The following is an 18,161-nucleotide window of genomic DNA, read 5'->3' as shown; positions in this document are numbered from 1 at the left end:
GACTAATTGGTTGTTCCCATTACGTTCTTCCGCATGGAAAACGAACGCCCTAACACCGTCGCAGGCCTGCTTTCGAAGCGGGCCGAACTCGCGAAGCTCCTTAAGCGTGTCCGCGCTGACGAGCGCCTGATCATCAGTGATCTGGATCATATCGACGGCGCTATTCGGCTTTTTGAGCCGGAAGTTCGTGCCGACCGTGTCGTCCGCTATCCCACCCAACACCGCGCCAAAAAGGGCGAGGTTGTCCGTCTTGTCGCTCGTATGCTGCGCGAAGCCGAACGGCCGATCACCTCATTGGACATCGTCTATGAACAAGTGCGCCTTCGTGGGCTGAAGCCCAACGACGCCACGCTCGTCACGATGCGCAAACGAGTCGGTGCTTGTCTGACCAAGCTGAAGGCGGACGGCACGGTTCGAGTCGTCCCTTTGCCCGGCCTCTATCAGGGGTGGGAGTTGGCCCGATGAGAACGCTTCAGTTCTGGCGCGGGCCGCGCCTCTACCATGTCACCGAGGCCAGAGAGGGTCCCGGCTTTATCGGGCTCTGCGATGGCAGTATCGTCGCCCAGGCACCGGAAGCCAGTTCGGTCATGAGGACGTTGATCATGACTGACCATTGGCGCCGACGGGGGCGAGAGGATGAAGTGGCTGCGGCGGTTACGGCACGAATGGATCAAGAACGACGGCCGGCCCTGGGAGGAATGGGGGCCGGGTCCTGACCTAAAGGACCTTCTGCTGCGTGCCTTGTGCGTCGTCGTCGGCCTGATCCTGATCGGCCTTCTAGGGCTGACGATCCTCCAATGACCTAGAAGGTCACCGGCGTAACGCCCGGCGCGTCGCATACCTGCCCCCACACCGAGTTGACGATCATGGAACCCGCCACGTTCCGCTCGCTCGCGATCTCGGCCGTCACGGTGCCATTAGGCGCGATCGACGAAATGAAGCGGACATAGCCGGTGTAGCCGCCCATCGCGTTGCGGGCATTCACCTCGCCGCAGTAGATCGTCTGACCATTCGGTCGACGGCTGTATCGGACGCTGCGGAATCGCGCGGAGTCGGGATCACGGAGAGATTCCACCACCGCAGCCTTTGCCTGTGCAGACATCGACGGCGTTTGGGCCGCAACGGGTGATGCAATGGCGAGCGTGATGATGATGGCGACGGCGTTCATTTGGTTCGTCACGGCGGGACCTCCAGATTGATTGATCACTATAGTGACTGGTCGGAAGTGAAGATTCCCTTGCCCGTGCGCCCATGCAGTTGGCGCAGGTTTTCGGTCAGAACGTCAGACGGGTGCGACGCGAGCAGGGGGTGACCCTGGAGGCGTTGGCTCATGATGTCGGGCTGGCATACACCTACGTCGGGCAGATCGAGCGGGGTCAGCGAAACCCGACGCTGGATGTGGTCGAGCGGATTGCGATCGTGTTGAAGGTGAATGCGCTTGATCTGCTGAAGGCGTCAGCCTGAGTCATTCGCAGCCGATTCCATCCCCGTCACGATCTAGGTGCCGGCCGTATCCGGGGTCGCCAGCGTATACAGGCGCAGCGCCAGCGGCCCTGGCCGCAGAGCAGTTTGCGAACGCTCCTCCGCGCCGTCGCGTAGAGGAGGCATTGCTGCGCTGCCCGCCGCCTGAGCCTCCACCGCTATACAATGGCCTAATCTCCGCTGGTGGTGGGCTCGACGCTAAATGGGAGTTGGACACCCAGCAGTCTGTCGGACGATCTAGGAACGACCACCCATCGCGCGTTTCGATGATCCCGACGTAGGAGGCGCGGCCGATCGACTCCACTCGCTCTGCCCTAGTTGAAGGGGAGACTCGGCAGTTGAGCGACGAAGGCTGGACGTAGCGATGATAGAGGGTGCGCTGACGGTCGGACGCAGCAGGGGCGTAGCCGTCAATTAGCGACGCGGTTGCCTTGTCTTCCGCGCCACCAGAGCAGCGGCCGATGGCGAAGATTATGAATCCAAGGAGGATTAGTCCGCCGCAACCTGCCCCTTCGTTCTTTGCCATGCCCCCTCCAAGACCGTCTTCCCCTCGAATTTTCTAACGGTGGGTGGTTTCGGTCTATATCCAGACGCTACTTCTTCTTGCGCCCCCGCGCCTGTGTGAGCGCCGATGCGGCAACGCTTTTAACCGCTTTAGACTTTGAGGTTCGAAGCAGCTTGGACGCCTTTGAAGCGACCTTCTTGCTCGTGTGTTCGTTCAAAGGCTTTTTGGCCATCAGACCTCTCCAACCCATAGAACCATCAACGTGGCTCAGCCGAAGCCGCAATGCAACGTATACGAGACGAGGGGCTCGAACCTCTCTACCGGTGCCGGGGAAAGTTCGGTGGTGACTTAGCGAGCTTCGAGAAGTGTCGATCTTGACAATTCACCGTTCTGTGATAGGGTATAAGTTAGCCTCACGGCTTGGCCGTAAATCGCTCAAGCTACCAGTTTTCGACCCATATCTGGTCGCCGATACGAGACGGATTTCTCGGCCCCACAAGCGAGAAGCGATGTCGAACGAGACTCCGCCGGAGGTCGTAATCTGCGGCCCTAGTGACGTAAAAATCTGGGAAAATGGGCGGCTTCTGACCTATGAAGAAGTTGCCGAGGCGTTGGAGAAGGGTCGCCTTTCCCTCTCACCGTTCACGGAACAAGACGCGGTCTCTTCGTCCCAAGAAAGCATAATGGAAAGTGCCTGACGCCCCTTTGGGTTGATCGGCATATCAAACGTCACTCGATCGGCTCGTGGCACCTTCAAATGAACGGTTAGGACGCCATCTGACTGCTTCACAAACTCAACCTCCGCCAAATCCCGGATAGCGGGACCAAAGCGGTATTCCTTCCCGTCGGAAAACCAATCGTCCGGAGCGTCAACAGGGTGCCACTCATTGTGGTAGCTGCTGGGGATCGGCTTCATCTACGCGGCTCCTTTGGGCGCACCTTGACCGCCGACTCCCTACCCTTCGGTTACTAACGCGATGTGGCCCCATGACACCGTCAGGTAGCTGCCCGACTTGCGGAAACGCCCGTTGCCAGCGCTCGTTGGGCAAGGACGGCTGATCTACAAGAGGTTGTTCTGGCATCCATCCTCGAGTCTGGTGCACGATGCCGTTCCCCGGGGAGGGTGGCCGTGTCTACGACATCAGGATTTCTGAGGCAGAAGTGGCGCTTCGCAGCGTTCGCGCTCAACAGCGCTATCTTCTACGGAGCCTATGTGTGGGTTACCGGCCACTGGTATCTGACCGGAGGCGGAGAAACGCTCTGGCTTCTTTCGGCCCTAGGCCTTTGGGGCTTGGGGCTGATCTCTGCGCCCTGGTATCGCCCTCCCCGCGATGCGCTAGGCGCGGCGTTAGGGGTGCTGCTTGCCCTGTTCACACTCGACCTCTCGACCGCGACGAACCTCCAGCACGTTGTCGTGCCGGCGACATCAATCATCGTCGCCTATGGCATTCTGGTTGCCGTGGTAGCTGGGCTGGCGGGCGCTCTCGAAAAGGGCGGTCGCTTAGAGCGATGGAGGGCGCTGTTCTTCAGCATCGCGAGTTTACTGGCCCGAGGCGAACTGCTGTTTGGTGCCACGGCGTTCATCAGCATTTTTGGCTTCTACTCGGACCCTACCAAGATCGCGCTGTTGCTTGCCCTGTGGTTTGGGTTCGCGCTCCTGAAACCGATCGAAGTGCTGTTGCAGGTCGTGTTGAAGCTGACCGGCTTCGTCCAGAATAAATCGGTTCTGCCGCTCGTCGGTCTCGTTCAACGTGTCGACCACCCCAATATCGTCAGGGTGACGCTCACCAGCCAGACGCCATGGGAAGAGGATCGCGCTCATATTGCGACGCTACCGGGCGGACGCATCACCTACGTGCTGCCGTTGTTCACCCAAGTGCAGGAGAACGAACTTGTCGCCACTGGCATCTGCTTCGGCGATGCCTCGCTTGAGGTTGATCAGACCGAGACCGGGGAAGTGTATGAGTGCACGGACGAGGAAACCCTTCCGCGTTTGATCGGAGAACTGGTCGGAGGAGATGAAGCTGTCGAGATGGTCGGATTCGTAGTGGAGGGCTCGAACATCTCGTCGATCCGCTTCGAAGTGGCACGCGAGCGCGGGCTAGAGGAAGGCATGGTGGTCTTCTGCAACCTGCCGAACGGCCGAGTCTTCTACCAGATTCTGGACGCCCAGACAGCGGAGGAAAGCTTCAAGCAGAACCCTCGCGGGACTCATATTGTCCACGCCGCACAATTGGGAACGGTCGATCCGTTGGAGGGCTTCAAGAAATTCCCCTGGCTTCCGCCGATGAACAACCCGGTCTTTAAGTTGGCCGGAGATTTGGATGTCTCCGCCCAACTCAAGACTGGAGAATTCGTCATCGGCACGATCCCCTCCACCAACATCGCGCTGAAGGCCCACCTGCCCGACCTCGTGGAGTATCACTCCGCAATCTTAGGGGTCACCGGCACCGGTAAGACGGAACTCGCACTCGACGTCATCCGCGTGGCCGTTGCCCAGAAGACGAAAGTCTTCTGTGTCGATCTGACGGGCGAATATCGCAAGCGATTGGGCGACCTGGCCCCAAAGGCGATGGGACTCACCCGAAAGGAAACCGTCGATCTCGACAAACTCCTGTTCGATGTCGAGACCGGCGAGTTCGGCGCAAAGGCAGAAAAGAAGGCGTTGAAGACCTTCATCGACGGCGTCAGAACCCGTGTGACGACCCACGTTGCCGAGTTCTTGGAGAGCGACACCGAGTGGCTTGGTCTGTTCGAATTGGCCGAAGTAACGAACACGCGTGCGACCCTGCGGACGACGGAACTATTCCTGTCCGAAATCATGGGTTGGGCGAGAGCGAATCGAAAGAAGCGGCGAACCCTGATCGTTTTGGAGGAAGCGCACACCATCATTCCCGAGACCGCAGGCTCAGGGTTCGACAACGACACTCAGTGGGTGGTGGGGCGTATAGGCCAGATCGCCCTACAAGGCCGAAAATACGGCGTCGGCTTGCTGATCGTCTCCCAGCGCACGGCCCTAGTCAGCAAAACTATCCTGAGCCAGTGCAACACCTATTTCACCCATTCGCTCGTTGATCAGACGAGCCTCGGCTATCTCGCGAATGTCTACAGTCAGGACCACGTGAAGGTGATCCCAAACCTCCGCTTCTTGGAATTTATCGCTTATGGCAAGGCGGTTCGAAGCGAGCGGCCTCTGATTGTGCGCCGACAGTTTGATGAAGCGAAACTGCTGGCGAGCCGAGGGCTCGACACCGTTCCATTGACGGTGCCATCAGCGGGTGAACCTGCCGCCGTGGCCGAGGACTGAGTTTCACCTTCCGTCACTCCTCTGCTTCGTCCAGCCGAGGAACCTTCGGGAAGTTGCCCACCACCTCGGCCGGCACAAACACGTCCGAAATGTCGATGTAGCTAATCCCAATGGCAGCAAGACATTGGAGAAGAAATGCCGCTGTGAAGGATCCCCGACTCAGTTTGTTCCGCAGGTTCGGCTCGGACTCTTTCACACCCTGGCGGGCCAATGCCTCGACAAGATCGGCATAGGTCAAGTCTCGCCGCTTCAATGACGACTTGATGAGGCCGCTGGCGTAGCGCGACCAGTCCACACCCTCGACCACAACCGGGTCCGTCACATGCACATGCGCCAACCGTCTCAAGCATCACCTCCGCTGCAAACATCATCATATGTGATGCATTTGCCATTGACAACGTCGCCCATCGCGCTGCATATGTCATCGTATTCGATACGTTTGCACGGAAGGCCGATTGAAGCAGCACTTTCTCCTCAGCGCCAAAGCGCGGACGCTAAGCGTCGTCCAGGTCGCTCGTATGAGCGAGGACGAGGCGCGTGCCGCGTTCCGGGCGGTCCGCTTTGCGGAAAACGGAGGAGAGCCGTTCTGCCCCCACTGCGGCGTCGACGCGATCTACGAAATCTCCAGCCGCCGGCTGTTCAAGTGCAAAGGCTGTGAGCGCCAGTTTTCGCTGACCTCGGGCACGCTGTTCGCCAGCCGGAAGCTGTCGTTTCGCGACATCCTCGCGGCCATCATGATCTTTGTAGACGGGGTCGATGGCTGCGCAGCGCTGCGGATCGGGCGCGATCTCAACGTCTCCTACAAGACGGCCTTCGCGATGGCCCATAAGCTGCGAGAGGCGATGGGCTCGATGCGCACCGCCGACAAGTTGACGGGCATTGTGGAGATCGACGGCGTCTGGGTCGGTGGTCACATCAAGCCCCGAAACCCAACGGAGGCCCGTAAGGACCGACGGAAGCTCAATCCTAAGGACTACTCTCCCGAAGAGTGGCAGGATGTCCTGACGGCACGGGCCAAACGGAAGGTCCTTGTCTCCGTCCGCGAGCGTCGCCGTGGCGGTCGAACGCTGAGCATGGTTTGCGATCAGGAAAAGGACGCCGTCGCATTCATCTTGGCCGTCACGGATGAGCACGCGACCATCCATGCGGACGAAGGATCAGGTTGGGCGTCACTCCACTTCCATCGCCTGGTCAAGCAGGTCACGCACAAGAAGCGCTACGTCGAGGTCAAGGATGGTCACACGGTCCATACGAACTGGTGCGAGAGCTTCAACAGCCGCGTCCGACGAGCAGAGCGCGGTGTCTATCACCGTATGTCTGGCCGGTATCTCCAAGGGTACGCCGACGAGATTGGTTGGCGGGAGGATTTCCGCCGGGTGAGCAACGGTCAGCAGTTTGCGGCCGTCCTGCGGGCTACCGCGAATGCCCCGGTCTCCAGGTCTATGAAGGGCTACTGGCAGCGCCGCGCAGGCGACGATCTTGGCGCGCGGCCTCGGATGTTGCTTCCAGGATGAAATAGCGCTTCGGAGGCCCCTGGATTACGCCAAGCTGCCTTCCGACCTTACGCGAGAACGATGTGTGGATAGCGTTGTCGAAGCGGGCGACGTTCCGTTCTTCGAGGTCAAAACCGTGAGCCTCACACGCGGCGCGCGCCAGTTCACGGACGGTCATAGGCCGATTGGCTTTCCGTAGAATATTGGCTGCGGAACGGGTGATCTTGCCGGTGCTACCGTCCCGCCGCCTGGGTGCAATGGCGCTAATGCGACCGGCCCGCCAGTCAGGATCGATGGATCGAGCCAGCGTCTCGATGGCGTCCAGCGTCCGCTTCATCAAGACCTTCTCGCTCTCAACTCGATCTTGCGCCTCGATCAATGCGGCGGCACCACCGGTGACCGTTTCGCATTCTTGTTCGATCGTCTCATAGCGACCCTTGATCAGGGCGTAGCGCCGGTTGAGGGCGTTGATGAAGGATTGGTCGGTGTGGCGGCCGGTGCGGTCGCGGGGGGTGATTGGAGTGGCTTTCATGCCTCCAATCTATGCAACGAGCGACTAACCACCCGTCAGCCGATAGCCCTAACAGAACGCTGATAAGTTGCGTTCGCCGCGAACAAAGCTCGAACATCACACTTGTTAAGGGTGCCCAAATCGGCCCATTCAGGTTTAGAATCGGACCGTTCGGTCGCGCTGTCCACCACATGATGCGTTTTTTGTGGAGTTACCCACAACATGGGCTTGTGGAATCGGTTTTGGCAGACCACGATGATGAGTGCCAGCGTGGGGCAGGGCCACGTAACCGAACTGTAGGAGATTGGGATGACCGGCAAATCGCCGCCCAAGGGTCCGCACCGTTCTGCCTCCTCGGGCAAATACGTGACGACGAGAACAGCCGTCCGTAACCCGAAGGGCACGGTGTCGGAACCGCGCAAGAAGTAGCGCGCAAAGACGGCCTGCCTAAGCTGGCGTGATGCGGCTGAGGGTAGGGAGACTGAGAGGAGAGGTCGGTTCCAAAGTTGGTCGCCGAGGAAACCCGACCCTCCCCTCTTTTCACCATCAAGGCTTGCGCTCTCAATGATTCGGACAAGGTAGAATCAGAAGCCTTACCGAATCAACCTGCACGACAGGTCAGAGTTGCGAACGCCGTTCGTTCGAAAGAAACTCACATGACTCCCCAACGTCCATCCCGTCCGAGCGGACCGCCGCCAGGCCGTCCCTCAGTTCCTCAGCCGCCCCAACGACCGTCCTTTCCGAGCGGGCCGCCGGGCTCTCCCGGTCCTCGACCGGGTCGCTGGTAGCTGAACTTTTCCGACCCGGTCGCTCCGCGACCGGGTCATCTCCAACAGATGGAATATGACTATGGCTGATCGTGCTGTGCGTAAAACGGGCAAGAACTCGCAGGGGGATATTACCCGCCTCTGCAACGAAGGCGATGCTTGGTCGCCGCGTTCCAAAGCGGATGCGATCCACGACATCGAGAACGGCGTCCACACCTACCACGTTCCTTGGACGGACGGACGGACTGAGATCAGGGTCGTCAACGACTCCACGAAGGGGAAATATCTCCGGACGGATCGTGACCAGACGACCAAGAACAACCTGGACGACCTTCCCGATTGCTGAGCCATTTGGAGCCATAACGACGAACGGCGTTCGTTGTCATGGTTTCCGATTTCCCCTTACGATGTCCCTCGCTGAATCTCAGCAGAACGCATGGCGATGATATGAAGTGGTTTTGGGGAAGCATCTGGACCGCGCTATTGGCAGCCCTCTCGGGTGCCTTGATCGTCGCGAATGAAGACCGCATCAAAGAGGCCTTCGCACCTCAGAGCGTTATTGCTGACGTCTACATCGGGTTTTGGCAGCCATACCCTTCAAGTCGGGAAAGCGATCCTCACAGACTGCTCGCGCTAAGAGCAATCGAACCCCATCAGGTCGAATACGTGGTCAAGCCCGGCGAACGCCATTTCGCACGGATAAATATTCGGAACAGGGGCGTCTCGGATATTGCCGATGCACGGCTTCAAACCGGAAATCGCCAATCCGATATACTGATAGTTAATGGTGAAGGGGATGGTGATGATAGATCATTTTTCAATGATGTCGAAGAGGTCCGCCTACCCAATATTCCTGCTGGTGGCTCGCTGGACATCTACATGTGGAGCTTCCACGACATGGACTCTCTTCATCTTCTATCTAATCTTCGCATATTTAATGAAGACGGCGTTTTTCTAATAAAATACATTCGAGATCGAGATCGTTACTCGATATATTCACACGAATCAGCATCTTTTGAGTTTATAGATGGGTGGTTGCCCGTTATATTGTTTGTTTTACTTTTTGTCGGTCTCATCGGCGCAATAATTGTTGGCGGCCTATGGGAGGCATATGTCAAAAAACTTCTTAAAGATGACGGTTTTTACATCAATGAGAAGATCAGACACGATGAGAATCCCAAGGCCTTTAAACCTGAAATGGGCGAGCCCCCGAAGGAAGTATGACGCAGCTTCTAAATACGTGAATAGCGCTGTCGGTAGGCTTCACTCCATGAAGCGCAACGGATGAAACAGGTTTCGCGATGCATAGGCGTCTTGATATCCATAAATGCAAAGCACCGTGTCCTAGCGCCTCAACCCTTTTGCGGAGCAAGATACTGATCCTAACGCTTTCGAGTGTGATTGCAGTTTCAGGCTCCGCACCAGCCCCCCCAATAGTCATGCCTCCATGCTGTCAGCGCACATACGGAGGCCATTTTCTTGACGACGTTGCGATGAGGCCTGCTTCTGAATCTCTAGAAGAATTCAGCAGATGGGTGATAACAAATCGACTGATTGACGCAGATTCAACTCAACTAATCACCGTGGTGGCGGCAATCGAGGGTGTCTGCGAAGTCAGTTGCTCCCCTCGCCTTGCCGCTGCCAAGATTTCCGTGAGGGCGCTCTCCGAAAAACGTTCTAAACAGGAGGATCGTCGGCAAACTTGGCTCCTGTTTTTCGGCGGGGCGGTCGTCAGTCTTTTAACTGCGCTTGTAACTGCCTTGGTGACCTACCTTTTGATGCGAGCTCGGCCACGTCGAACGCCACTGACTCCTCCGCTTCAAGCCCGCCGGCCGCGCAGGTAGCTCGCCCCTAGGTGTGTTTGCTCCATAATGGCGGAATACAGCGCCCAGGCCCTCGATTCCCTGCGCGCGCCGCTGGAGACCGGCGAGATCGTCGTGGCCCGGGCCAATGCCCATATCCGCTATCCGGCCCGGTTCCAGCTGATCGCGGCGATGAACCCGTGCCGCTGTGGCCTTGATGGTGGTGGGCGCGGGGCCTGCGGCAAGGCCCCGCGCTGCCAGCGCGACTACCAGAACCGTATCTCCGGCCCGATGTTCGACCGCATCGACCTGACGGTCGAGACCCCGCCGGTGACCGCCGCCGACATGGCCTTGCCGCCTCCGGCCGAGGGCACGGCCGAGGCGGCGGCGCGGGTGGCGGTGGCGCGGGCGCTGCAGGCGGAACGGGCGCGCGCGGCGGACCTGTCCCCCGATCAGGGTCAGAACGCCCGGGCCTCGGGCGAGACCCTCGACCGGTTCGCGACCCCCGACGCCCCGGGCCGGGCCCTGCTGATGCGGGTCGGCGAGGCCGGGGGGCTGACGGCGCGCGGCTGGGTGCGGACGCTGCGGCTGGCGCGGACCATTGCCGATCTGGAGGGGGCAGACGGGGTGGTGCGCCGTCATGTGGCCGAGGCCCTGGTGCACCGTCGCGCGACTGTGGGGACCCGTTTCGACGGCCCGGTCCCGACCCGGCCCGGGGTCGGCATGACGGCGCTTTCGCCTTGAGCCGTCTTTAACCCTTGGGGGCCTATGGTGCTCCCGGGAGACCGGATCAGACATGACACGACGGGCGAAGAACATCGCAGCGGGAATCGGGGCGTCGCTGTCCCAGGCGGACGGCGCGGAGCATCAGTTCCTGCGATTGATGAGCCATGAGATGCGGACCCCGTTGAACGGGGTCATCGGAATGCTGGGTCTGCTGACCCGGACGCGGCTGGACGGAGCCCAGCGCGCCTATGCCGACGCGGCGCGACAGTCGGCCGAACACCTGCTGGGACTGGTCAACGACCTGCTCGACTACGCCCGGCTGGAGGCCGGCAGGCTGGAGTTCGATTCCGCTTCGGTCGACATTGAATCCCTGGTGCGCAGCGTCGCCGAACTGCTGAGCCCGCGCGCTCATGAAAAGGGTCTGGAGCTGGTCTGGTCTGTCGCCGCCGACGTGCCGGATGTTCTGGGCGACGAGGGTCGGTTGCGGCAGGTGCTGTTCAACCTGGCCGGCAATGCCGTGAAATTCACCGAGACCGGCGGTGTTCGCATCGCCGTCGAACGGGTAGCCCGCGCCGGCAACCGGCCGCGCCTGGCCTTCATCGTCGACGACACCGGGCCGGGCATTCCCGACGAGGCGCGGGCCCGTATCTTTGAGGAGTTCGGCCATGTCGACGCTTCGGACGCGACCCGCTTCGGCGGGGCGGGTCTGGGGCTGGCCGTGGTCAAACGTCTCGCCGACGCCATGAACGGCAAGGTGACCGTGTCCGACCGCCCGGCCGGTCCCGGTTCGCGCTTCCGTTTTGAGGCCAGTTTTGACCCGGTCGCCGTATCGGTCGAGCGGGGTCAGCCGCTGGCTCGCCATACCGTGGCCGTGCAGTCTCCCGACGCCCTGGTCCGGGCCGCGGCGACAGAGCAGATCGAGGCCTCGGGCGGCAAGGTCAAGACCACCGCGCCGGTCACCCTGGTCGATCACGCCATGGCCGCCGGCAGCGGCGGTCTGGTCGCGCGGCCCACCAAGGGCCGTGGCATCGTGCTGCTGAAGCCGTCGGAGCGGGATCTGATCGCCCGCTACCGGTCGGCCGGATTCCACGGCTATCTGATCAAGCCTCTCCGGCGGGCCTCGCTGGCCGAACGGGTGCTGGCCGTGGCCGCTGCCGGGACCGCGCCGAAGCCGGGCCTGCCGCCCCCCCCGTCTGCCGATGACGATCGGGTGGCGACCATCCGCTTCGCCGGCATGCGCGTGCTGCTGGTCGAGGACAATCCGGTCGGAGCCCTGCTGGCGGCGACCCTGTTGCGACGCGAGGGATGTACGGTCGAGACAGCGGCGAGCGGTGACGAGGCCGTCGCGGCCCTGACCCGGGCGCGCTACGACATCGTCTTTATGGATATGCGCATGCCGGGCATGGACGGTCCCACGGCGGCGCGCGCCATCCGGGCCCGGGGGGATACGACCCCGATCGTGGCCCTGACCGCCAACGTCTTCGCCGAGGATCGCCGGGCCTGCCTCGAGGCCGGGATGAACGATCATCTGACCAAGCCGCTGGAGCCGGACGCCCTGCGTCGCTCACTCGCCCGCTGGACGAACCGCCCGGTCCACGCCAAGGTCGCCGGCGAATAGACGCCGCGGGCGTCCGAAGCGAGAGACGCCAGCGCCGATGACCGACAACGCCACGCCTGACAAACCTGCAGGCCGCCTCGGAGGCCTTGCGGTCTACGCCGAGCGTCGCGTCTTCATCATGCTGTTGCTCGGCTTTTCGGCTGGGCTGCCCTATCTGCTGATTTTCGACACTCTGTCCGCCTGGTTGCGCGAGGACGGACTGTCGTTGTCCATCATCGGCTTCTTCGGCCTGGCGACCCTCAGTTACACCCTGAAATTCATCTGGGCCCCGCTGATCGACCGGACGACGATTCCGATCCTGACCAAATGGCTGGGACATCGTCGGTCCTGGATGGTGGTGACCCAGGTGATGGTCATGTTCGGCCTGTGGTCGATCTCGGGCCAGAACCCGTCCGGTTCGCTGGCTACTGTGGCCCTGTTCGCCGTGTTGACTGGCGTGTTCGGGGCGACCCAGGACATCGTTATCGACGCCTGGCGGATTGAGGTCGCTGACGACACACGCCACGGGGCCATGGCCGCCGCGTACCAGCTGGGCTACCGGTTCGCCCAGATTCTGGCCGGGGCCCTGCCCCTGGTCCTGGCCGAGGTCTACAATTGGAATGTCTCCTATGCGGTGATGGCGGCCTTGATGGGCATCGGTATCGCCGCTGCCGTATTCGCCCCGCGCGAAAAAGCCCACGCGATCCGGCCCATCCCGGTCGGAGACATTCCGTCCCGGCCACCGCTCGAAATTCTGGAATGGGTCGTGCGCCTGTTGATCATCGTGATCGCGGCCCTGATCATCGGCTCCGGTCTGACCGGCGGAGCCGACATGCTGGCCAGTGGCCTGCAGCTGGTCGGCCTGTCGCCTGCGGACGGGGACACCTTGAAGGCTGTCTGGGTCGCCAAACCCGAGGGCGTCTACATCCAGGTGGCCGCGACCTTCGGCGGTCTGGCACTGCTGGTCTTCGCCTGTTGGCCGATCCCGCGTGTCCCGACCCGGCCCGGGGCCTATCTCGCCGGGTCTTTCGGGGACCCGCTGAAGGACTTCTATGGCCGGTTCGCGGGGGTCGCGACGCTGATCCTGGCGCTGATCTGCGTCTATCGCCTGTCTGACTTCGTGCTCAACATCATGAACCCCTTCTATCTCGATCTGGGGTTCGAGAAGGTCGAGGTCGCCGAGGTGCGTAAGGTCTTCGGCGTCTTCGCCACCACCTTCGGCGTGTTCATCGCCGGCTGGGCGGTCGCCAAGCTGGGGTTGATCCGGACCATGGTCATCGGGGCCTTCATGAGTCCGGTGTCGAATCTCGTCTTTGCCTGGCTGGCCGTGCAGGGACCGGATCTGGGCGCGCTGTTCATCGCCATCGGCATCGATAATGCCGCGACGGGCTTCGCCGGGACGGCCCTGATCGCCTACATGTCCAGCCTGACGTCCCTGGGCTTTACCGCGACCCAGTATGCCCTGTTCAGTTCGCTGTATGGCCTGCCCGGAAAACTGATCGCTTCCCAGTCCGGCCGGGTCGTCGAGGGGTCGGCGCGGGCGGCCGAGACCGGGGGGCTCTTCGCGCCGTTGAAGGGTATGTTCGCCAACCTTCCTGCCGGCTCCCTCGTCGAGGGCGCGGCGACGAGCGGCGTCACGCCCGCGGCCCTGGGCGCGGGCTATATGGTCTTCTTCCTGTATTCGACCTTCATCGGGATCTTCGCAGTGGTACTGGCCTTCATCGTGGCCCGAAAGCAGACCGAGCTTCAGGCCCGTCAGGCGGAACAGGCGGGGGTCGAAGCCGGCGAACCCCGCCCGTCCTGACCCGTCACCCCTCGTGGGGCAGGCCTTCCTCATAGGCGGCGAAGGTGGCGGCGTTGATCATTTCGCTGACCGAGGCCCCGAGTGAGACGATCTGTACCGACTTCTCGAGCCCGACCAGCAACGGGCCGATCACGGTCGCCCCGCCCAGCGCCTGGACCAGCCGGGTGGAAATCGAGGCCGAGTGGATGCCGGGCATGACCAGAATGTTGGCGTCGCGCGACAGGCGCATGAAAGGATAGGACGAGCGGGCTTCGGGATCGAGCGCCAGTTCCGCCGGCATCTCGCCCTCATATTCGAAGTCGACGCCGCGCTGGTCGAGGATGCGGATGGCCTCGCGGATCATCTCGCCGCGGTCGCCCGGAGGGTCACCGAAGGTGGAGTAGGACAGGAAGGCGACGCGCGGACTGCGTCCCATGCGGCGCACGGTAGCTGCGGCCTGGATGGCGATCTCGGCCAGTTCGGCCGCGTCCGGTAACTCGTGGATCGAGGTGTCAGCGACGAACAGGGTCCGCCCCTTGGCCAGCACAACCGACAGGCCGATCAGGCTTGAGGTGACGTCGAGGACGCGCCGGACCTCCTTCAGCACCATGTTGAAATTGCGGGTCGTGCCGGTGATCACCGCATCGGCGTCACCGCGCGCCAGCATGGCGGCAGCGAAATAGTTGCGGTCCTGGTTGATCATCCGCTGCACGTCGCGCCGCAGATAGCCGCGACGCTGCAGCTTGCCATAGAGGAAGTCAGTGTAGTCGATGTTCCTGTCGGAGATGCGGGCGTTGACGATCTCGATGCCCAGGTCGTCGAAATTGAGTCCGGCCTCGGTGGCGTTCTGACGGATCAGGTCCTCGCGACCCAACAGGATGGGGGTGCCCAGCTCGGCCTGTTTGAAGGCCCAGGCGGCACGGATGACCGTAGTTTCCTCGCCCTCGGCGAAGACGATCCGCTTGTTCGGGGCCGCGCGCACCGCCGAGGCGATTTTCTGCATCAGGGCTGCCGACGGATCGACGCGTTGGCGCAGCTGGATGCGATAGGCGTCCATATCCTCGATCGGCTTGCGCGCCACGCCCGTGTCCATCGCCGCCTGGGCGACGAAGGGCGGGATGTACCAGATCAGGCGCGGGTCGAACGGCGAGGGGATGATGTAGTCGGGGCCGAATTTGAGCTTGCGGCCGCGATAGGCGACGGCGACCTCGTCGGGCACGTCCTCGCGCGCCAGCTGGGCCAGGGCCTGGGCGCAGGCGACCTTCATCTCGTGATTGACCCGGCGGGCGCGCACGTCGAGGGCCCCGCGGAAGATGTAGGGGAAGCCGAGGACGTTGTTGACCTGGTTGACATAGTCCGACCGGCCGGTGGCCATGATGGCGTCGGAGCGCACCGAGGCCACGTCTTCGGGGGTGATCTCGGGGTCCGGGTTGGCCATGGCGAAGATGATCGGATTGGGGGCCATCGAGGCCACCATTTCCTTGGTGATCGCACCCTTGGCCGACAGGCCGAGCACGACATCGGCCCCGACCATGGCCTCAGCCAGGGTACGGTGCGGCGTGTCGGTGGCGTGGGCGGCCTTCCACTGGTCGACGTTGGCGCGGCCCTTGTAGACGACGCCGTCGCGGTCGACGATGGTCGTGTTCTCGGCCCGGACGCCAACGGCCTTCATCAGGCCGATCGAGCTCAGGCCCGCGGCACCGGCACCGGCCAGGACCACCTTGATGTCCTCCAGCTTCTTGCCGGTGATATGACAGGCGTTGATCAGGCCGGCGGTCGAGATGATGGCGGTGCCGTGCTGGTCGTCGTGAAAGACCGGAATGTCGAGCAGGTCCTGCAGCTGGCTCTCGATCACGAAGCATTCGGGGGACTTGATATCCTCGAGATTGATGCCGCCCCAGGTGTCACCGATGTTCTTGACCACGGTGATGAATTCGTCCGGGTCAGTGGTCTTGACCTCGACGTCGAAGCTGTCGACGTCGGCGAAGCGTTTGAACAGGACCGCCTTGCCCTCCATCACCGGCTTGGAGGCCATATGGCCGAGGTTGCCGAGGCCGAGGATGGCGGTGCCGTTGGAGATGACGGCGACCAGATTGCCCTTGGACGTATAGTCATAGGCCTTGTCGGGATCCTCGGCGATGGCCAGGACCGGCACGGCCACGCCGGGCGAATAGGCCAGCGACAGGTCGCGCTGGGTCGCCATTGGCTTGGTCGGGGCCATGGAGATCTTGCCCGGGGTCGGCGCGCGGTGGAATTCCAGCGCGTCTTCATCGGAGAAGGTCTGTTTGTCGGTCAGGTCGGGCATCGGCGTCTTTCGCAGTCTTGGGGGACTTCATCTGTTCCTAGAGCGCGCGGCGGAGGGCCACAACCGCGGTTCGGCACCATTCCTTACCCAGGGGCACCCTGGAGGGTCAGGGTGCCGGTGCGTTCGATCTCGACGGGTCCGGTCATCAGCACATGGCCGGTGGTCTCGTCCCAGTCGACGAGCAGCTCGCCGCCGTCGACCTCGATCACCGCCCTGCGGCCGGTCAGGCCGCGACGGGCGCTGGCGACGAGGGCGGCGCAGGCTCCGGTGCCGCAGGCCCGGGTCAGGCCGGCCCCGCGCTCCCACACCCGCAGGCGGATGCGATCGGGAGCCAGGACATTGGCGAAGCCGACATTGACCCCTTCGGGGAACAGCGGATGATGTTCGATCATCGAGCCGGAGCCGCGGACGAAGGTGTCGTCATGACGATCCGTGAAAAAAACCACATGCGGATTGCCCATCGAGACCGCCCCGGGGGTGTGCAGCAGGGGGGCGTCGATGGGGCCGACCTGCAGCTCGATGCCGCGAGTGTCCATCTCCTCCTCCAGCGGAATTTCGCGCCAGTCCAGCCTTGGCGCACCCATATCGACCGTCACCTGAAGGTCCCCGGCCCGGGTCGCTGTGGTCGGGCCGCCGAGGGTGTCGATGGCGATCCGGTCCCGGCCCGTCGACTGCATCAGCAGCCAGCCGACGCAGCGCAGGGCGTTGCCGCAGGTCTCGACCGCACCGCCGTCGGCGTTCCACACTCGCATGAAGGCGTCGGCCGTGGGCACCTCCGGTCCTGGGGGCTCGATGACGATCAGCTGATCGCAGCCCTGACCGGCGTCGCGATCGGCGATGGCGCGGACCTGATCGGCCGTCGGGGCGAACGGGGACTCGAGCGCATTGACCACGATGAAGTCGTTGCCGGCACCATTCATCTTGACGAAGGGGTGAGTCATCAACCCGAGCCTATAGACCCTGAACATCCCGCGGCGAAGCCGTCGCGGTTTCCGGATCGGACAAAGCACGGTATCGCTGCCCCATGAGCCGCTCCGACGACGTCGACAAACCCGAAGGCCTGCGCCTGCGCGCACGGGTCCGGGCCCTGTATCATGGCTCGTCCGAGACGGCGGTGCGGTTCCGGCTGGCGGTGCTGGTGCTCGATGTGCTGATCGTCGGCTTCTTCGTCGCGGCCCCGGTGCTGAAGAGCGACGCACGGGTTTTCTACATCATCGACTATGTCATCGCCGCCGTGCTGGCCGCCGATCTGGCGGCGCGGGCCTGGGCCTTTTCGGATATCCGGGCCTGGCTGAAGAAACCGATCGTCTGGGTCGACCTGTTCGTGCTGGCGACCCTGTTGTTTCCGGCCTGGCTGTTCAATCTCGGCTTCCTGCGGGTGCTGCGGCTGTGGACCCTGATCAATTCGGACTTCTTCTGGCGCACGGTCGGCCGTCGCTATGACGACACCCGGGTCGAGGATTCAACCAAGGCGGTGGTCGCCCTGATCACCTTCGTGTTTGTGGCCACCGGCTTCGTCTACACCAGTTTCATGGGCCGCTATGAGGGCATCACCGGCTATGTCGACGCCCTGTATTTCACCGTCACCAGCCTGACCACGACCGGCTATGGCGACATCCTGCTGCCGGGCAATTGGGGACGGCTGGTGTCGATCGTCATCATGCTGGTCGGGGTCACCCTGTTCGTGCGGCTGGGCCAGACCCTGCTGATGCCACACAAGGTCCATTTTCCCTGTCCGACCTGCGGACTGCAGCGGCACGATCCCGATGCCGTTCATTGTAAGGCCTGTGGCGAGGCGATCTGTATTCCCGATCCGGGCCACTGAGGCGCAGGTGACAAAACCGTAAGGAAGCGGCCACTCGCCTTGCCGGGCGGTGACCGAC

The 18,161-nt window shown here is 62.3% G+C and carries 16 protein-coding genes and 1 pseudogene; 10 read left to right on the top strand and 7 right to left on the bottom strand.

From position 1 onward, the window contains the following. The first annotated feature begins 33 nt into the window (after positions 1-33). Positions 34-465 (top strand): hypothetical protein, encoded by a 432-nt coding sequence (locus AAC050_RS05740; protein ID WP_339914104.1) that lies wholly within the window; start codon positions 34-36, stop codon positions 463-465. A gap of 337 nt (positions 466-802) precedes the next feature. Here AAC050_RS05740 and AAC050_RS05735 read toward each other — a convergent pair whose 3' ends face one another. Further along, positions 803-1,168: a hypothetical protein gene (locus AAC050_RS05735; RefSeq protein ID WP_339914103.1), complete on the bottom strand. Its 366-nt coding sequence runs from the start codon at positions 1,166-1,168 to the stop codon at positions 803-805. An 83-nt stretch (positions 1,169-1,251) separates the two neighbouring features. Here AAC050_RS05735 and AAC050_RS05730 point away from each other — a divergent pair, with 83 nt between their 5' ends. Beyond that, on the top strand, positions 1,252-1,464 hold the full coding sequence (locus tag AAC050_RS05730) for a helix-turn-helix transcriptional regulator (protein WP_339914102.1): 213 nt from the start codon (positions 1,252-1,254) through the stop codon (positions 1,462-1,464). A gap of 611 nt (positions 1,465-2,075) precedes the next feature. Here AAC050_RS05730 and AAC050_RS05725 read toward each other — a convergent pair. Next, a complete protein-coding gene (locus AAC050_RS05725; protein ID WP_339914101.1) occupies positions 2,076-2,219 on the bottom strand; it encodes a hypothetical protein in 144 nt (47 codons plus the stop codon). Positions 2,220-2,576: 357 nt separating this feature from the next. Next, positions 2,577-2,903, bottom strand: a complete 327-nt coding sequence (locus AAC050_RS05720; RefSeq protein WP_339914100.1) for a hypothetical protein — start codon at positions 2,901-2,903, stop codon at positions 2,577-2,579. A 213-nt stretch (positions 2,904-3,116) separates the two neighbouring features. Between AAC050_RS05720 and AAC050_RS05715 the strand changes: the two genes are divergently transcribed. Next, entirely contained in the window at positions 3,117-5,294 is a 2,178-nt protein-coding gene (locus tag AAC050_RS05715; protein ID WP_339914099.1) for a DUF87 domain-containing protein, read from the top strand. A gap of 13 nt (positions 5,295-5,307) precedes the next feature. On the opposite strand, the gene AAC050_RS05710 is transcribed toward AAC050_RS05715, so the two are convergent. Further along, positions 5,308-5,640, bottom strand: coding sequence for a DUF6471 domain-containing protein (locus AAC050_RS05710; protein ID WP_339914098.1), 333 nt, complete (start codon positions 5,638-5,640; stop codon positions 5,308-5,310). Positions 5,641-5,749: 109 nt separating this feature from the next. Here AAC050_RS05710 and AAC050_RS05705 point away from each other — a divergent pair, with 109 nt between their 5' ends. Then, positions 5,750-6,808, top strand: a complete 1,059-nt coding sequence (locus AAC050_RS05705) for an IS1595 family transposase (protein WP_339914097.1) — start codon at positions 5,750-5,752, stop codon at positions 6,806-6,808. Here the strand turns inward: AAC050_RS05705 and AAC050_RS05700 are convergent. Then, positions 6,735-7,319 (bottom strand): hypothetical protein, encoded by a 585-nt coding sequence (locus AAC050_RS05700; RefSeq protein WP_339914096.1) that lies wholly within the window; start codon positions 7,317-7,319, stop codon positions 6,735-6,737. The genes AAC050_RS05705 and AAC050_RS05700 overlap by 74 nt on opposite strands. Before the next feature lie 828 nt (positions 7,320-8,147). Here AAC050_RS05700 and AAC050_RS05695 point away from each other — a divergent pair. The 5 genes and pseudogenes from AAC050_RS05695 to AAC050_RS05675 all read left to right on the top strand — a co-directional run bounded on the left by AAC050_RS05695 (position 8,148) and on the right by AAC050_RS05675 (position 13,994). Next, positions 8,148-8,411, top strand: a complete 264-nt coding sequence (locus AAC050_RS05695) for a DUF3892 domain-containing protein (RefSeq protein ID WP_339914095.1) — start codon at positions 8,148-8,150, stop codon at positions 8,409-8,411. 101 nt (positions 8,412-8,512) lie between these two features. Next, positions 8,513-9,289, top strand: coding sequence for a hypothetical protein (locus tag AAC050_RS05690; RefSeq protein WP_339914094.1), 777 nt, complete (start codon positions 8,513-8,515; stop codon positions 9,287-9,289). 653 nt (positions 9,290-9,942) lie between these two features. Further along, positions 9,943-10,611, top strand: a pseudogene (locus AAC050_RS05685) (ATP-binding protein); the annotation flags it as partial. A 52-nt stretch (positions 10,612-10,663) separates the two neighbouring features. Then, on the top strand, positions 10,664-12,211 hold the full coding sequence (locus tag AAC050_RS05680) for a response regulator (RefSeq protein ID WP_339914093.1): 1,548 nt from the start codon (positions 10,664-10,666) through the stop codon (positions 12,209-12,211). Between the two features lie 37 nt (positions 12,212-12,248). Further along, complete coding sequence (locus AAC050_RS05675; protein ID WP_339914092.1) at positions 12,249-13,994, top strand: MFS transporter; 1,746 nt, start codon at positions 12,249-12,251, stop codon at positions 13,992-13,994. 4 nt (positions 13,995-13,998) lie between these two features. On the opposite strand, the gene AAC050_RS05670 is transcribed toward AAC050_RS05675, so the two are convergent. Then, a complete protein-coding gene (locus tag AAC050_RS05670) occupies positions 13,999-16,278 on the bottom strand; it encodes an NADP-dependent malic enzyme (RefSeq protein WP_339914091.1) in 2,280 nt (759 codons plus the stop codon). An 83-nt stretch (positions 16,279-16,361) separates the two neighbouring features. Continuing rightward, a complete protein-coding gene (gene dapF / locus AAC050_RS05665; RefSeq protein WP_339914090.1) occupies positions 16,362-17,219 on the bottom strand; it encodes a diaminopimelate epimerase in 858 nt (285 codons plus the stop codon). A gap of 83 nt (positions 17,220-17,302) precedes the next feature. On the opposite strand from dapF, the gene AAC050_RS05660 reads away from it, so the two are divergent. Beyond that, complete coding sequence (locus AAC050_RS05660) at positions 17,303-18,103, top strand: potassium channel family protein (protein WP_339914089.1); 801 nt, start codon at positions 17,303-17,305, stop codon at positions 18,101-18,103. The last annotated feature ends 58 nt before the right edge of the window (positions 18,104-18,161 follow it).

It is taken from the genome of uncultured Brevundimonas sp. (assembly GCF_963974615.1).
Taxonomy (GTDB): Bacteria; Pseudomonadota; Alphaproteobacteria; order Caulobacterales; family Caulobacteraceae; genus Brevundimonas.
Note: the sequence above shows the minus strand (reverse complement) of the source record. Positions and strands in the feature narration are given on the sequence as shown.

Excerpts from the sequence above, each read along its gene's own strand:
- AAC050_RS05695 (WP_339914095.1), top strand. The coding sequence starts at position 8,148 with ATGGCTGATCGTGCTGTGCGTAAAACGGGCAAGAACTCGCAGGGGGAT.
- AAC050_RS05670 (WP_339914091.1), bottom strand. The coding sequence starts at position 16,278 with ATGCCCGACCTGACCGACAAACAGACCTTCTCCGATGAAGACGCGCTG.
- AAC050_RS05700 (WP_339914096.1), bottom strand. The coding sequence starts at position 7,319 with ATGAAAGCCACTCCAATCACCCCCCGCGACCGCACCGGCCGCCACACC.
- AAC050_RS05735 (WP_339914103.1), bottom strand. The coding sequence starts at position 1,168 with ATGAACGCCGTCGCCATCATCATCACGCTCGCCATTGCATCACCCGTT.
- AAC050_RS05720 (WP_339914100.1), bottom strand. The coding sequence starts at position 2,903 with ATGAAGCCGATCCCCAGCAGCTACCACAATGAGTGGCACCCTGTTGAC.
- AAC050_RS05680 (WP_339914093.1), top strand. The coding sequence starts at position 10,664 with ATGACACGACGGGCGAAGAACATCGCAGCGGGAATCGGGGCGTCGCTG.
- AAC050_RS05675 (WP_339914092.1), top strand. The coding sequence starts at position 12,249 with ATGACCGACAACGCCACGCCTGACAAACCTGCAGGCCGCCTCGGAGGC.
- AAC050_RS05740 (WP_339914104.1), top strand. The coding sequence starts at position 34 with ATGGAAAACGAACGCCCTAACACCGTCGCAGGCCTGCTTTCGAAGCGG.
- AAC050_RS05690 (WP_339914094.1), top strand. The coding sequence starts at position 8,513 with ATGAAGTGGTTTTGGGGAAGCATCTGGACCGCGCTATTGGCAGCCCTC.
- dapF (WP_339914090.1), bottom strand. The coding sequence starts at position 17,219 with ATGACTCACCCCTTCGTCAAGATGAATGGTGCCGGCAACGACTTCATC.
- AAC050_RS05730 (WP_339914102.1), top strand. The coding sequence starts at position 1,252 with ATGCAGTTGGCGCAGGTTTTCGGTCAGAACGTCAGACGGGTGCGACGC.
- AAC050_RS05725 (WP_339914101.1), bottom strand. The coding sequence starts at position 2,219 with ATGGCCAAAAAGCCTTTGAACGAACACACGAGCAAGAAGGTCGCTTCA.
- AAC050_RS05660 (WP_339914089.1), top strand. The coding sequence starts at position 17,303 with ATGAGCCGCTCCGACGACGTCGACAAACCCGAAGGCCTGCGCCTGCGC.